Below are 15,166 nucleotides of genomic sequence, written 5' to 3' on the forward strand. Positions count from 1 at the left end.
AATCTTCTTTGATATTGTTACTAAAAGCGCCGAAAGGCATATTTTTTAGCACGTTAGTTAGCCTAGACTAACCTAAGATTATTAGAGAGGAGTAAATTATATGAAACAAGAAGTCAAGAAAAAACAGGGTCTTGCCCGCTTATTCCAGATAGCTGGTGAAAAAAAGATGCTGCTGATAGTTTCAGGTCTTTTAGCAGCCATTAGTGCAGCTTGTATGCTAGTACCCTTTGTATCTGTTTATCAGATTTTAGGAGAATTGCTACGAAAGAGAGGCAATATTTCTCTGTTAGATAGTACCATGATGATAAAATGGGGCTGGATAGCCTTTGCTGGGCTAGTTGCAGGTTTGCTGCTTTTATACGCTGCCATCATCTGCTCTCATGTAGCAGCCTTTCGTATTTTATACGGGCTTCGTATGGGACTTGCAAAGCATATTAGCAAGCTGTCTCTTGGATACTTGAATAGCACTGCAACAGGTGCTGTAAAAAAGAATTTGGAGCAGGATGTGGAGCGAATAGAACTGTTTGTTGCTCATACTATACCTGATCTTGTAAATGTGGCAGCAACAGTTGTTGTCATGTTTATCATATTTTTCAGCCTCAATGGCTGGATGGCATTTACCTGTATTATTGCTTTTATTGCCAGCATGGCAATGCAGGCTTCCATGATGTTTGGTAAAAAAGCACAAGGTACAATGAAGGCTTATTTTGATTCACAGGAGCGTATCCATTCTTCAGCTGTTCAATATGTACGAGGAATACCCGTGGTCAAAGTATTTGGACAGACTGTTTTTTCATTTAAAAAATTTCATACGGATCTAATTGCTTACAGAGATTGGGCAGTTGCTTATTGTGACAAATTTGAAAATGGTATGGCAGTTTTCACAGTAGTACTCAATTCATTTTTGACATTTGTTCTGCCCGTTGGTCTATTGATTATGAGCGGGAATCCAAATAACATGTCTTTTGCCCTTGTATATCTATTTTTTATCATTATGGTTCCAGGTGCATCCTCTCCATTGTATAAATTGACCTTACTGGCTTCGGGTACAAGGGAGATATTTGAAGGGGTATCACGTATAGATAAAATCTATGCAGAGGAGCCAATTATAGAAACTTTAAATCCTAAGAAGCCTCAAGGACATGATATTGTATTTGAAAATGTGACCTTTGCCTATGAGAACAAAGCAGAAGCGACAAGAGTTGAGGCTCTGACTAATATCAGCTTTACAGCTAAAGCTGGGGAGATTACTGCCTTAGTAGGGCCCTCAGGCTCAGGGAAATCCACTGTTGCTAATTTGATTCCACGCTTTTGGGATGTAGCAGCTGGCGAAATCAAAATTGGCGGAGTGAATATCAAGGATATCTCCACAGAAGAGCTCATGAACACAGTAGCCTTTGTATTTCAGGACACATTTCTATTTTACGATACTCTGTTTGAGAATATTAGGGTTGGAAAGCCAGATGCCACAGAAGAGGAAGTCTATGAGGCGGCAAAAGCTGCACAATGCCATGAGTTTATTGAAAGCTTACCAGAGGGCTATAACACACTCATTGGTGAAGGCGGTGTATTTCTTTCTGGAGGAGAGGAACAGCGTGTTTCTGTAGCTCGTGCTATTTTGAAAAATGCACCGATTCTAGTCCTTGATGAGGCAACAGCCTTTGCTGATCCAGAAAATGAGTACAAGATGCAGGTTGCATTAAAAGAGCTTATTAAGGATAAGACAGTTATCATTATAGCCCATAGACTGTCCTCCATCAAAACTGCTAACCAAATTATTGTACTGAAAAATGGGAAAGTTGAACAAATTGGTACTCACGATGCTTTAGTGGATACAGAAGGCTTATATCAGAGAATGTGGGAAGCCTATACTAGTGCCTATGACTGGACATTGAAAATTGGAGGTGTGAAAGCATGAGTATTTTTCAAAATATCACTGTAGGACAGCCTAAAAAAATAATTAAGCCTATTGGGTTTACTATTTTGGCTAATTTGGTCAATGTAGTTCCATTTATGTTTTCTATTGAAGTGATAAAAATTATATTTAGTGCTTTTGATGGTTCTGATATAGGTCTTGATATAACTCGTCTTTGGATGATTATTGGTGTCTTGTTTGCCTATATGATAGTGATGTTTATTGCTGAAAAGCCTGCATACCGTCATAGCTACCGTGATGCTTATGCACTTTCTGCAGAGGGAAGGGCTAATCTTGCAGAACACCTGCGCAAGCTTCCTTTAGGATATATTACAAGCCGTGATCCAGGGGATTTGGCCAATATGATGATGGGTGACTTTACATTGATTGAAACTGGGGTATCTCACATTGTACCACAGCTGTTTGGTGCATTGGTTATGCCGCTTATTGCCTTTGTTTCTCTTTTGTGGATAGATTGGCGTATGTCTGTTGCCATGTTTATATCATTGCCCGTCACTATAATTTTATTATGGGCTTGCTCTAAACTTCAAAAGCGTATGGCAGACAGGCAAATGAAATCTAAGCTAGATGCAGGTAATCGTCTCCAAGAATATTTACTAGGTATCCGTGTTATGAAGGCTTATAATTTAGTAGGGGAGAAATTTATCCGTTTAGATAATGCTTTCAAAAAGTTAATGAAAGAATGCATTCGCTTTGAAGCTTTAACAGGGCCTATTGTACTTACCTCTATTACACTCATTCGTGCAGGTCTGACTCTAATGGTCTTAACAGGAACCTATTTGCTGGTAGGCGGCTCTCTGGATGTATTGACCTTTGTCATGTTTTTAGTCATAGGTTCTAGAGTATACGATCCTCTTACTTCTGCACTTATGAAATATGCAGAGCTTCGTTATGATGAACAAGCAGGAGAGCGTATTTTGAATTTGATGAATGAACCAGAAATGAATGGAGATAAAGAGCCCAGTAAAAGTACTGATATTGTATTTGAGAATGTATCCTTTGGCTATGGGGATAATGAGGTTCTTCACAATGTTTCTTTAAAGATGAAAAAAGGAACATTAACTGCACTGGTAGGACCTTCAGGAAGTGGTAAAAGTACAATATTAAAGCTTTGTGCTAGGTTTTATGACCCAAGCCGTGGCAAGATCATGTTTGGAGGCATTGATGAATCAACCCTTGATCCTGAAAAGCTGATGAAGAAGATTTCAATGGTGTTTCAAGATGTCTACTTGTTTCAGGATACTATTGGTAATAATATTCGTTTCGGAAAGGAAAATGCCACAGATGAAGAAATGATTGAAGCATCTAAGAAAGCCTGCTGCTATGATTTTATTATGGGACTTCCTAAGGGCTTTGATACTATGGTTGGGGAAGGAGGCTGTACTCTTTCTGGAGGTGAAAAGCAGCGTATTTCTATTGCCCGCGCAATATTAAAGGATGCTCTTGTTGTCCTTCTTGATGAAGCCACGGCTTCCCTTGATCCTGAAAATGAAATTGAAGTGCAAAAGGCAATTGGTGAGCTGATTACAGGCAGAACAGTTATTGTAATTGCTCATAGACTTAAAACAATTAAAGACGCAGACAATATCATTGTTATGGAGGATGGCAGGATTGCTGAGCAGGGTACCCATGATCAGTTAATACAGAAGGACGGACTTTATAAAAAGTTATGGACGATCCAAGCCGAGTCAAGTGGATGGTCATTGTAGCTATTGTGCTAAAATCACCATGTAATCTTTTAAGATTTACGTGGTGATTTTTTTACTAAGAGTTAGAGTATCCTGAAATAAAATATACATAAATATTTTTCTTTTAATTTTGAGCCCACTTTATGTTAAAATAAAGCTTAAAGGTATCTATAATTTTTGAACAAAGGAGTTGATGCTTTGACAGTAGCTTTTAGCAATATACCAGGCTTTAAAAATTGGGATATAATAAAACCAATTAACAAGGGTTGGTCAGATGATAAGAAGTACTATATAAAAACCAAGGATGAAAAAGAGCTATTACTTAGGTTATCAGATATATCACAATATGAAAACAAGAAAAAAGAGTTTGAAAGCTTGAAGCCACTTACGAAAATGGATATTTTATTTACTCGTCCCATTGATTTTGGAACCTGTAATGATGGACAGTCAGTTTATTCTATACTTACTTGGATTGACGGAGAAGAGGCAAGTGATGCTCTTCCTGCCCTTGATAGCAGAGAACAATACATGCTTGGCAATAAGGCTGGTATGTACCTAAAGCAAATACATAGCATTCCTGCTCCACAAAATCAACCTAACTGGGCAGAAAGATTTAATCGAAAAATTGATAGAAAGATAGCCAATTATAAAGCTTGTAGCATTCACTTCCACAGTGATGATAGATTAATTGATTACATAGAACAAAATCGCTCTCTTCTAATAAATCGTTCCCAGTCTTTCCAGCATGGAGATTATCATGTTGGTAATATGATTATTACACCAAAAAGGGAGTTAGGTATAATTGATTTTAACAGAATGGATTATGGAGACCCATGGGAAGAATTTAATAGAATTACATGGTGTGTGGAAATAAGTCCTATGTTTGCCTCTGGATACATTAACGGATATTTTGATAATGCTGTACCTGGTTTGTTTTTTAGACTAATGGCATTATACATAGCAAGCAATCAGCTTTCCTCTATTCCTTGGGCTATTCCTTTTGGGGAGAAAGAAGTCGATATAATGCTTAAACAGACACAAAGTTTTATGAAATGGTATGATGGCTTTAAAACGCATATTCCGAATTGGTACGTAGCATTAGATTAAATAAAAAGGTTATATACGATTCGATATAGGAAGATTAACATGTTCTACAATTGGATTACTAAAGGAGCATATTATAGAATATATTAATAATATTATAGTGTTCTGTTTTTGCAAATAAAATAAAAAGGGGAATTAATTATGTGGACAATGGCAAAATTCAAACAGATAAATATGTTGCAAATTCCAAACTATATCTAATCTTACACCAGAATGCATTAGAGTATAATATGTGTACCTATGAAGATTTATTGTTAGACAGACTCGACTATGACGGATAAGATGGACCATACTACTAGAAAATAATTATGATTTTTGTCAATATTAAATTATTTGGAGTTGATTGGTTTGGATTCGAACATTATGCTAACGATTATATTGGCAATTGCTGTATTCGGAAAAGCTAACTCGGTAGCTATTGCAGTATGCATATTGCTTATAGTTAAATTATTGAACTTAGACCAATTTATTTATCCACTAATCGAAAAGAACGGAGTGAATTGGGGACTGATTTTACTTATAGCTGCAATTTTAATCCCTATTGCAAGTGGAAAGGTAACGATTTTAAATGTAAAAAACATTTTCACTTCTTGGATTGGCATAACTGCACTAATCCTTTCATTTCTCACTACTTATTTGAGTGGACTTGGTTTGGATTATCTTACTGTCCAAGGAAATAATGATGTAGTACCTGCAATGATTTTTGGTTCAGTGCTAGCAGCCGTCTTTTTAGGTGGTGTACCAGTAGGACCTCTTATTACATCTGGCATGCTGGCACTGTTTGTAAAGCTTATCAAAAAGACTTAAAAATTAACTGAATTTTAAGAAGGAGATGATAGACATGGAAAACATTGTTGTTGCAACAGAATCAATGTTAACAGATTGGGTTAAGATAGGCCTTCAACTATGGCTGCATTGTACTGACGAAGAACTAAGAACCATTTTTCTAGATATCCTAAAATCAGAGAGGGAGTATACGGATTTCCTAAAAAACTAGCGGCAGAGATTGCATTAAGAGAAGTTTCTAAGTTTTTATTAACTGATCAAATACTTAAAGAAGTGATTTTTGTATGCTTTGATGACGAAAATTTCAACATTTACTCAGAAATGCTGATATAAAGTTCTAAGTAAATAGAAATCCTTTTGCATAGGAGGTATTTGATGAAACCAGTTAAGAGAGCTAAAGCTAGAATAGCATTAGGCAAAATCTATTACACATATAATAGATATTTGGAATGGTATTTTGGGAATACCAAATTTGCAAGGAAAATAGAGATTGATGTATTGCCCTATACAGCATTTAAGCATGAGACACCTTTGTTGAGGCAATTAAAAGATGTAGATATGTGGCTACAATATAATAAGATTGTGAACCTCAGAATTGCAGTTGAAAGACTTAATGGCATAATAATTTATCCGGGCGAAACTTTTTCATATTGGCGTCTAATAGGTAAACCTACAAGAAAAAAGGGCTATATTGATGGAATGATGCTATCTAATGGTACCTATAAAACAGGTATAGGTGGAGGGCTATGCCAACTATCTAATTTAATATATTGGCTTGCTCTTCATACTCCTTTGAAAGTAACAGAAAGGCATCGTCACAGCTACGACGTTTTTCCCGGCTCTAACAGAACTCAACCATTTGGCAGTGGTGCTACCTGCTTTTATAATTATCTAGACCTGAGAATATACAATCCAACTGAGCAGCCTTATCAATTAAACATCTACTTAACAGATGATTACTTAGTCGGCCAGTGGAATACTGTAGAAAAGTCACTTTACAGCTATGAAGTCTATGAAAAAGAACATAGAATTACACAAGAATATTGGGGTGGCTATGTCAGACATAACCTTATTTACAGACGGGTTTTCAACTGTAATGGAGAATTAATTAATGATGAATATGTGGTTGAAAACTATGCTATTATGATGTATCAACCACTTTTAGAATCAGGACATGCTATATAATATTGGTGAAAAAGAGGCTAATATAGCCCCTTTTTATCTTAAGATAATTACTTTATATTGACATTAACTTTACTTAAAGGATACTGGCTAGGGCTCCAGGACCTCTCAGTCAATACCTCTACAATTTCATGATTATAATAATATACCTTTGGAACTCTATAAGTAATCATAGAGGGGATTTCCTGTGGAACACTGTTTATGTGTTTAGCAAGGTCTTCAAGAGTGATTTCATTATCTCCATCCTTACCAATTAAAACTACAGGAGTACCAGTAGGATATTTTTTAGGAAGTCTTATCATAAATTGGTCCATGCAAATCTTACCTATAATAGGCATTTTCTGTCCATCTACCAGGACGTGAAATCCTTGAAAACAGCGAAACCAACCATCGGCATATCCTATGGGGACTGTTGCTATCCATTCATCTGAATTTGCCTGATAAGCTGTATCATAACCTACAAAGCTACCTTTTTTAATTTTTTTAACATGTAATAGCTTAGAGTGTACAGAGAGAGCAGTCTGTAATTTTACTGGAGCCGTTCTTCTTATTTCTTCTGACGGATATATTCCAAACATAGCAACTCCTATTCTCACCATATCAAGAAGACTATCCTTGTATTTTAAAGTTGCAGCGCTGTTTGCACAATGAAAGATGGAGATATCTAATCCCTTAGATTTTATCCACTGAATATCATCTAAAAATGCCTTAAGCTGTTTATTAAAATAGGTCGAGTCCTCTCTATTAGCAGTTGCAAAATGTGTGTACATACCTTCTACAACTATATCTTCCTTGTTTAGAATAGGCAGCATTGCTTCTAATTCTTCTTTTTTACTTATACCAATTCTGCCTAGTCCAGTATCCATCTTTAAGTGAATCTTTAAAGGTTTTTTCCCGACCTTATATAATCTCATTTCCTTCAACCAAGAAAGCTGAAAAACAGTGACAGATAAATCGTATTCAATAGCAATATTCACATCACTAGGAAGTATAGGTGTAAGTACTAAAATAGGTGCTTTAATTCCATTCTTTCGTAGATATAATGCCTCGCTAAGTATTGAAACTGCCAGTGCATCGGCTCCTGCTTTTAAAGCTATTCTGGCAACCTGCAAGTCACCATGTCCATAAGCATCTGCCTTTACTGCTGCCATGAATTTAACAGATGGAGGCAGATATTCCCGTATCTGTTTAATATTATTTTCGATTCTATCTAATTGGATTTCCACCCATGCGTCCCTATGAAGCATTGAAGTATCCATTATACTACCTCCTTTTTTTCCAAAAATTCTTCACTCTGTAATTCTTCAACTATTTCTTCTAGCTTAAGCATACGTGAACCCTTTATTAGTATAATAGATTCATATTCCATTATTTTTTTAAGCTTTTGAACTAATTGTGTTTTATTTCTATAAGAAAATACCTTGTTTTTTGCAAATCTTGGTCTTGCAGTTTTGGCTATGTGAGCTGCAAGAGGGCCGATAGTAAGCAAATAGTCAATTTTTTCAGGATCAATTTGTGCTCCAATTTCTCTGTGCATATTAACCTCATCAGTGCCTAGACCTATCATATCTCCAAGAACAGCAATTTTTTGATTGTAATTTTTCATACTGTAAAGCGTATCTAATGCGGCCATGAGGCTTACTGGATTAGATTTATATGAATCATTTAAGATTGTGCATCTTTCAGTATGGATTACTTCATTTCTCATTCCAGTAGCTTCAACATTTAATAGACCATCCTGTATTTGTTCAAAGGATATTCCATAATATCTAGCTACAGTAATAGCAGCAGTAGCATTATACATTTGATGTTTTCCAAGCATAGGTAAATAGAAGGGTGGACAATGAAATTTATCTAAACTAAAAGAAATTCCCTTTTCATCAGAAGAGACTAATCTAGGGATATATGTGTTAGATAAATCCTGACCAAAGGTTATTGTTTTGTAATTAATATTCATATTCTTGATTTTCTTATTCAGTAAAGGATTATCACCATAGTAGACAAATAAACCATTGGAATCTAATCCCTTTAATATTTCAAGCTTTGCCTGGGCAATATTTTCTTTTGACTTTAATTCATCTAAATGTGCTTCCCCAATATTTGTAATGATAGCCACATCAGGAGAAGCTATTGTAGTCAATAGCTCAATTTCTCCTAAATTTGAAGTTCCCATTTCGACAACAGCCATTTCAGTATCCTCTTCTAGCTCTAAAATAGTTAGGGGGACTCCCAAATGATTGTTTAGGTTGCCAAAGGTTTTTTGAGTTTTATACTTAGATTTTAGGAGACTAGCTAGAATATCCTTTGTAGATGTCTTGCCATTACTTCCTGTGATTCCTATTACTTTTACCTTCAATTGTTCACGATATGATTTTGCTAATCTCTGAATAGCCGATAATGTATCGTCTACTAATATAAGAGGTATATCTATATCAGGTATAGTCTCGTTTTTATTCCATATAGCTGCTGCTATTCCTTTTTCTATAGCTTCTTTTATGAAATGATGTCCATTAAATCGTTCTCCCACTATAGGGACAAATAATTGACCGGCCTTTATTTGTCTAGTGTCTATAGTGACTCCTTGTATAATCTTATTTTCATTTTCTTCTTTTAATTCGTATCCCCCAACCATTTCCTCAATTTCTCTTAAAGTACGACAAATCATTTTTCCCACCTCATACTTAAAATTGAATTCTTCTGCTTATGCATACAAAAGCCTAGCTTTATCAGTATTTCTATTAACTCGGCATAGGTAGTGCCATCTGTTTTTTCCCATAGGGCTGGAAACATGCTGTATGCAGTGAAGCCTGGCAGAGTATTGACTTCGTTTACGTAGAACTTATTTTCATCGGTGACGAAGTAATCAACTCTTACAAGGCCACAGCAATTTATTAGCTTAAAGGCTTGAATAGCAGTTTCCCTCATAACTTCACTTATTTCTGTAGATAATCTGGCAGGTATAATAGGAACTAATTTCCCATCCACATACTTAGCAGCATAGTCCATGAACTGTCTTTCTTGAATATATTCACCAACTACAGAGGCTTTAGGACAATCATTTCCTATTACTGCAATTTGCATTTCTCTGCCGATTAATTCTTCTTCAATTATTATTTTACTGTCATATAGGAAAGCTTCCTTTATTGCTTCTTTAAGCTGATCTCTATTTCCACAGCGGTTTATTCCAACGCTGGAGCCTAATTTTGCAGGCTTGACAAAGCAAGGATAACCAATAAGGTCCTCAACTTGTTTATAAACCTGCTCTTCATCTGTTTTCCAAGAATGAAGCTTAGTAGAAGTATACTTTGCCTGTGGAATATTCCCTAATGAAAATATATCCTTCATCACAACCTTATCTATTCCTGCCGCTGATGATAGGACACCATTGCCTACATAAGGGATATTTAGCATTTCAAACAATCCTTGAATTGTACCATCTTCTCCATATGTTCCATGTAAAACTGGGAAGACGATGCTTTTTTCATTTTTCTTAAAGTTTTTAGATAAGAAGTCTCCTAGGGAAGAAGTAACCGTAGCTGAACTACTAGATTGTAGCTGCTCTATGTCCTTTAAATTAGTCTTTAATCTTCCTAGATCGCACCATACACCACTTTTTGTAATATAAACTAGATAAATATTGTATTTGTTTTTGTCTAGTGAATTGATTACTGAAAATGCACTTGAAAGAGATACATCATGTTCTACTGATTTTCCGCCGTAAATTACATAAATATTTGTTTTCATATTTTCCTCCTACTGTCCATTGTTTATAACTTTATTTTACAGAAAGGATATTACAAATTACTATTCATATTTCTTACAAATTTCTTAAAGAACTGAGATCTCATTCAAAATATGTTGTTATGTCATAAAATTGACTAGCACAATAGATAAAATTAGGCTAGTTTTATTTTTTACTGTATTTAACAAGTAACAGATATTATTGTCGATATTAATAAATATCTATGCTAAAATAGAATTAGATTCAATTTTAAAAATATTATTAATTTTTGTACTTTGGTTGCTATGAGATCTGGTGGAGGTGACTTTATGAACGGTAAGCAAGGAGATAATCAAATTCAAAAAGGAAATCAATATAATCAAATCCTAGAGAAAAATGTTAGAGCAATGGATGAAGATACGATACTAACCGAATATTTGATTTCTATGATGAATAAAATATTTGATCCCCTTCCTGTACCTTTTATTTTGTTGGACAAGGATACTAAAATTAGAATGATCAATCAAGTATTTGCTGATTTTCTTGGTTTTCCTAAGGAAGAGATAATAGGTAAGCCAGTATTGCAGGTGGACAAGTATTCCAGATTTCCTTATGTATTTAAAACTAAAAAGCCAGAAATAGCTTGGAAACATACATTTGAAAACGGTCATACTGCAATAGTACATAGGTTAATTGTTTCTGATGAAAATGGTGAAGTAAAATATGCAGTTGGAATGGTGCTCTTTGAAGACCTTGAGCAGTTTAAGAGAATAGTTGAAAAAAATAGACTGCTAGAAACGGAGCTCCATCTATATAAAAATCAGCTAAAGGAAATGCATGGAGCAAAATATTCCTGGGACACTATAATTGGAAACAGCGAAAAGATGGCTCACGCAAAATTTATTGGGAAAAGGGCTTCAAGCTCAAATTCGAATGTTTTGATCCTAGGAGAAAGCGGGACTGGAAAAGAGCTATTTGCTCATGCAATACATAACGGCAGTGTGAGAAGTTTTTCTCCATTTGTAAAGATTAATAGTGCAGCTATACCATCAGAGCTACTTGAATCAGAATTGTTTGGATATGAGGATGGGGCATTCACTGGTGCTAAAAAAGGTGGTAAAATTGGTAAGTTTGAGTTGGCAAACAGTGGCAGTATCTTCCTGGATGAAATTGGAGATATGCCACTTAAAATGCAGGCAAAGCTGTTAAGAGTGTTACAAGAAAAAGAATTTGAAAGAGTTGGTGGCAATAGTATTGTCAAGGTTGATGTTAGAGTCATTGCAGCTACCAACAAGGACTTAAAAAAGCTAATAGAAGAAGGAAAGTTTAGAGAAGATTTATATTATAGGCTAAATGTCATGACTTTAGAGATACCACCTTTAAGGGAAAGATATGGAGATATAGAGGAACTTGTGACAATGCTGCTTAAAAAGCTTTCAAACCAGCTTGGAAGGTATGTTTCTAATATATCTGATAAAGCTAAGGAATACCTTATTGGACACAATTGGCCAGGAAATGTAAGAGAGCTAGAGAATGTATTGGAAAGAGCGATAAATCTTACCGATTCAGATACTATATTGCCTATTCATCTTCCTGTATATTTGACTCAAAGCGCCAAAAGAGTGTCAGATGGTCCTATAAGGCCATTAAAAGATGTAATAGAGGATACAGAAAAAGAAGCTATTGTAAGATGTTTAGAGTATACGGATGGTAACAAGCTGAAAACAGCTAAACTTCTAAATATCAGTCGTTCAAGTTTATATGATAAGATGGAGAGATATGGAATATCTTAATACAAATAGTTCAAAAGTAAAGTATATTTCTAAGCGACAATGTTAAAAAAGTAACAAGGATGTCGAAAGCTCTAATGCTTATGGCATAGAAGTTGCATTGTTATTCAATAAAATATAAATTTGAGGAGGGTGTCAAATGAAAGGTAAAACTATAAGTGAAATTAAGTTAGGAGACAAGGCTTTTTTTGAAAAAACGATTTCAGAAACTGACGTGTACATGTATGCAGGTATTACAGGAGATTTAAACCCAGCTCACATTAATGAAGAATATGCAAAAGATACAATGTTTAAAGGAAGGATAGCACATGGGATGCTGACTGCTGGTCTAGTATCTGCTGTATTAGGAATGAGGCTTCCAGGACCTGGTACTATATACTTAAAGCAAGAACTTAAATTTACAGCTCCAGTTAGAATGGGAGACACAATTAAAGCAGAAGTCGAAGTTTCTGAGATGATAACAGAAAAGAACAGGATAATTTTAAGGACTACCTGCACAAATCAGAATGGAGATATAGTGCTCGATGGTATGGCTACAGTAATGCCTCCTAGGTAATATCAGAAGGTGTGAGGATTAAGATTAAACTGTTTGTTTTTAGGACAGTGTTTGAAATAAGTACAAAATATTGTAAAAAGATAAGCACTTATTGTGCTTAGTAAAAAGCGATTATACAAGATTAGAGGCTACCTTATATTTAAAGGTAGCCTTTTTATGACCTAACCCGATTTTCTGAATGCTTTTATCAGAAAATCGATGGTAGGTCAAACGCAACGAGGACCAAATTTATGTGAGCGTTAGCGAACAAATAAATTTGAGTAGCGAGACTGCGGAAAATGACCTAACCCGATTTTCTGAATGCTTTTATCAGAAAATCGATGGTAGGTCAAACGCAACGAGGACCAAATTTATGTGAGCGCTAGCGAACAAATAAATTTGAGTAGCGAGATTGCGTATAACGAATTAGTACAAATTTTATACATGTACAGAATAAAGACAAAAAAGTTTAGATTCTGAAAGAGAAATTCGGCTATAGATCACCAATAATGGAGATCAAATACAAAAAACGGTATTGGCATATATATTGCATTAGAAAATCTATAAGAAAGCTGCAAAAAACGATTAAATATTTAAAAATATTAAAGTAGGAGGATGACATGTCTGAGATTATGCTAAATTTAATTGAATTACCAAATGGTGAAGCCATGAGTTACAGAAAAACAGGTAAGGGCAGCAAAATTATTATATTAGTTCACGGTAATATGTCTACATCAAAGCATTGGGATACAGTTATGGAGAACATGCCCGAGGAATATACCGTTTATGCCATAGACCTGAGAGGTTTTGGAGCTTCGACCTATAATACTAGAGTAAATTCATTAAGAGATTTTTCAGAAGATCTTAAGCTATTTGCAGATGCCATGGGACTTAATGAGTTTTATTTAGCAGGCTGGTCTACAGGCGGTGGAGTAGCTATGTATTTTGCCATAGATTATCCTACATATGTCAAAAAACTGATATTAGTTGAATCTGTAGGAATAAAGGGATATCCAATATTTAAGAAAGATGCTGCTGGTAATCCTATTATTGGCCAATTCTTAAAGACTAAAGAAGAGATTGAATCTGACCCAGTACAAGTAGTACCTATATTGAATGCATATAGAGATAGAAACAAGGCTTTCCTTAAAGCTGTATGGGATTCATCAATATATGTATCCGCAAAGCCTACAGAAGAAAGATACGAAGAGTACTTAGAAGCTATGCTTACTCAAAGAAACTTAGTAGATATAGACTATTCCTTAGTTCATTTTAACATATCAGATGAACATAACGGAGTAGTGGAAGGTTCAGGAGAAGTTCATAAGATTAAGGCTCCTACACTGGTTATACAAGGCAAAAATGATTTAATAGTACCTATGTCTATGGGTATAGGAATAGCTGATGGCATAGGGGAAAACGTTAAACTAGAATTATTAGATGGAGGAGGCCATTCTCCTATAACGGATGATCTGGATAGATTTATGAATTTAATTTTGACCTTTATGAATTAGGGAAAGTAAATAGGTATTTCAAAATATTATCTAAGGCTTTATGGATTACTTAAATAATATTGCCTTTATGAGAAAGGGGAAGGAAATGAGCAATCTTTTAGATAGTTTTGTAGCTGTTGCTCCCTATATAAATAGACTTACTAATACTGATTTTGCTGTTTCTGTTTGTGACGTTGAGAAATGTTTGATATATATACCAAGTGAAAAGCAAGATCATAAAATAAAGAATGGTTCGCCCCATGTAAAGGGTTCAGTATCTTATGAAAGTATTATTACTGGCAAAAAGGTTGTTAGGAGAGTTGGAAGTGAAGTATTTGGATTCCCTTATATTGCAATCGCTATTCCGATTTTTGACGAATTTGGAAAGATAGCAGGCTCTGTTGGCTTCTTCGAGGCTGTAGATAGGCAGGATTTGCTGTTGGTACTAGCAGACAACCTTCATGATGCAATGCAGCAAATGGTATCTATTACTGAAGTCATATCTGACAACTCATTAAAGCTTAAAGATGTGGGTAAAAACCTTAGCTTTATCACAAATGAATCATTGCAAAGAGTAGAAGATACTGAAAACATATTGGGATTTATCAGAACTATTTCAAACAAAACAAATATGTTGGGGCTAAACGCTTTTATAGAAGCAGCAAGGATTGGAAAAGAAGGCAACGGTTTTAAAGTAGTTGCAGAAGAAGTTAGAAATCTTGCCGATGAGACTAGTGCATATATTAAAAATGCAGACAAAATAATAGAGGAGCTTAGAGAAGCTACTAGCCAAATTACAGAAAGACTTGATGAGCTTTTAAATATTTCATCTCATCAAATAGAAATAAATAATTATATAAATAGTCTAGTTAAGGAATTAAATGAAAGAGCAGAAAAGCTGAGAGAAAAAGCACAGCTACTAACTGAATAA

The 15,166-nt window shown here is 35.0% G+C and carries 14 protein-coding genes; 11 read left to right on the forward strand and 3 right to left on the reverse strand.

Annotation, left to right across the window (positions count from 1 at the left end):
* Positions 1-100 precede the first annotated feature (100 nt).
* The 7 genes from QO263_RS03320 (at position 101) to QO263_RS03350 (ending at position 6,699) form a co-directional block, all read left to right on the forward strand.
* Entirely contained in the window at positions 101-1,918 is a 1,818-nt protein-coding gene (locus QO263_RS03320) for an ABC transporter ATP-binding protein (RefSeq protein ID WP_285626470.1), read from the forward strand.
* Complete coding sequence (locus QO263_RS03325; RefSeq protein WP_285626473.1) at positions 1,915-3,645, forward strand: ABC transporter ATP-binding protein; 1,731 nt, start codon at positions 1,915-1,917, stop codon at positions 3,643-3,645. Before QO263_RS03320 ends, QO263_RS03325 begins: the two co-directional genes overlap by 4 nt.
* 177 nt (positions 3,646-3,822) lie before the next feature.
* A complete protein-coding gene (locus QO263_RS03330) occupies positions 3,823-4,731 on the forward strand; it encodes an aminoglycoside phosphotransferase family protein (RefSeq protein ID WP_285626476.1) in 909 nt (302 codons plus the stop codon).
* Positions 4,732-4,871: 140 nt separating this feature from the next.
* Positions 4,872-5,009 carry a hypothetical protein gene (locus tag QO263_RS03335; protein WP_285626478.1) on the forward strand — a complete coding sequence of 46 codons (138 nt, stop codon included), beginning with the start codon at positions 4,872-4,874 and terminating at the stop codon, positions 5,007-5,009.
* A 67-nt stretch (positions 5,010-5,076) separates the two neighbouring features.
* Positions 5,077-5,535 carry a DUF441 domain-containing protein gene (locus tag QO263_RS03340; RefSeq protein WP_285626480.1) on the forward strand — a complete coding sequence of 153 codons (459 nt, stop codon included), beginning with the start codon at positions 5,077-5,079 and terminating at the stop codon, positions 5,533-5,535.
* Between the two features lie 34 nt (positions 5,536-5,569).
* Positions 5,570-5,725, forward strand: a complete 156-nt coding sequence (locus QO263_RS03345) for a hypothetical protein (RefSeq protein WP_285626483.1) — start codon at positions 5,570-5,572, stop codon at positions 5,723-5,725.
* Between the two features lie 164 nt (positions 5,726-5,889).
* Positions 5,890-6,699, forward strand: coding sequence for a VanW family protein (locus QO263_RS03350; RefSeq protein ID WP_285626486.1), 810 nt, complete (start codon positions 5,890-5,892; stop codon positions 6,697-6,699).
* A 47-nt stretch (positions 6,700-6,746) separates the two neighbouring features.
* On the opposite strand, the gene alr is transcribed toward QO263_RS03350, so the two are convergent.
* From alr to QO263_RS03365, 3 genes are read right to left on the reverse strand one after another with little or no spacing between them, the layout of a single operon-like run.
* Entirely contained in the window at positions 6,747-7,955 is a 1,209-nt protein-coding gene (gene alr / locus QO263_RS03355; protein ID WP_285626488.1) for an alanine racemase, read from the reverse strand.
* Positions 7,955-9,361 carry a UDP-N-acetylmuramoyl-tripeptide--D-alanyl-D-alanine ligase gene (locus tag QO263_RS03360; protein WP_285626491.1) on the reverse strand — a complete coding sequence of 469 codons (1,407 nt, stop codon included), beginning with the start codon at positions 9,359-9,361 and terminating at the stop codon, positions 7,955-7,957. The genes alr and QO263_RS03360 overlap by 1 nt, the downstream gene beginning before the upstream one ends.
* Positions 9,358-10,440: a D-alanine--D-alanine ligase gene (locus QO263_RS03365; RefSeq protein WP_285626495.1), complete on the reverse strand. Its 1,083-nt coding sequence runs from the start codon at positions 10,438-10,440 to the stop codon at positions 9,358-9,360. The genes QO263_RS03360 and QO263_RS03365 overlap by 4 nt, the downstream gene beginning before the upstream one ends.
* Positions 10,441-10,746: 306 nt before the next feature.
* Here QO263_RS03365 and QO263_RS03370 point away from each other — a divergent pair, with 306 nt between their 5' ends.
* The 4 genes from QO263_RS03370 to QO263_RS03385 all read left to right on the forward strand — a co-directional run bounded on the left by QO263_RS03370 (position 10,747) and on the right by QO263_RS03385 (position 15,166).
* On the forward strand, positions 10,747-12,210 hold the full coding sequence (locus tag QO263_RS03370; RefSeq protein WP_285626498.1) for a sigma-54 interaction domain-containing protein: 1,464 nt from the start codon (positions 10,747-10,749) through the stop codon (positions 12,208-12,210).
* A gap of 136 nt (positions 12,211-12,346) precedes the next feature.
* A complete protein-coding gene (locus QO263_RS03375) occupies positions 12,347-12,763 on the forward strand; it encodes a MaoC family dehydratase (protein ID WP_285626502.1) in 417 nt (138 codons plus the stop codon).
* Between the two features lie 599 nt (positions 12,764-13,362).
* Positions 13,363-14,256: an intracellular short-chain-length polyhydroxyalkanoate depolymerase gene (gene phaZ / locus QO263_RS03380; protein ID WP_285626506.1), complete on the forward strand. Its 894-nt coding sequence runs from the start codon at positions 13,363-13,365 to the stop codon at positions 14,254-14,256.
* Positions 14,257-14,341: 85 nt separating this feature from the next.
* Positions 14,342-15,166, forward strand: coding sequence for a methyl-accepting chemotaxis protein (locus tag QO263_RS03385; RefSeq protein WP_285626508.1), 825 nt, complete (start codon positions 14,342-14,344; stop codon positions 15,164-15,166).

Source organism: Proteiniborus sp. MB09-C3, from assembly GCF_030263895.1.
GTDB lineage: Bacteria > Bacillota > Clostridia > Tissierellales > Proteiniboraceae > Proteiniborus.

Excerpts from the sequence above, each read along its gene's own strand:
- alr (WP_285626488.1), bottom strand. The coding sequence starts at position 7,955 with ATGGATACTTCAATGCTTCATAGGGACGCATGGGTGGAAATCCAATTA.
- QO263_RS03320 (WP_285626470.1), top strand. The coding sequence starts at position 101 with ATGAAACAAGAAGTCAAGAAAAAACAGGGTCTTGCCCGCTTATTCCAG.
- phaZ (WP_285626506.1), top strand. The coding sequence starts at position 13,363 with ATGTCTGAGATTATGCTAAATTTAATTGAATTACCAAATGGTGAAGCC.
- QO263_RS03345 (WP_285626483.1), top strand. The coding sequence starts at position 5,570 with ATGGAAAACATTGTTGTTGCAACAGAATCAATGTTAACAGATTGGGTT.
- QO263_RS03370 (WP_285626498.1), top strand. The coding sequence starts at position 10,747 with ATGAACGGTAAGCAAGGAGATAATCAAATTCAAAAAGGAAATCAATAT.
- QO263_RS03375 (WP_285626502.1), top strand. The coding sequence starts at position 12,347 with ATGAAAGGTAAAACTATAAGTGAAATTAAGTTAGGAGACAAGGCTTTT.
- QO263_RS03385 (WP_285626508.1), top strand. The coding sequence starts at position 14,342 with ATGAGCAATCTTTTAGATAGTTTTGTAGCTGTTGCTCCCTATATAAAT.
- QO263_RS03365 (WP_285626495.1), bottom strand. The coding sequence starts at position 10,440 with ATGAAAACAAATATTTATGTAATTTACGGCGGAAAATCAGTAGAACAT.
- QO263_RS03350 (WP_285626486.1), top strand. The coding sequence starts at position 5,890 with ATGAAACCAGTTAAGAGAGCTAAAGCTAGAATAGCATTAGGCAAAATC.
- QO263_RS03360 (WP_285626491.1), bottom strand. The coding sequence starts at position 9,361 with ATGATTTGTCGTACTTTAAGAGAAATTGAGGAAATGGTTGGGGGATAC.
- QO263_RS03325 (WP_285626473.1), top strand. The coding sequence starts at position 1,915 with ATGAGTATTTTTCAAAATATCACTGTAGGACAGCCTAAAAAAATAATT.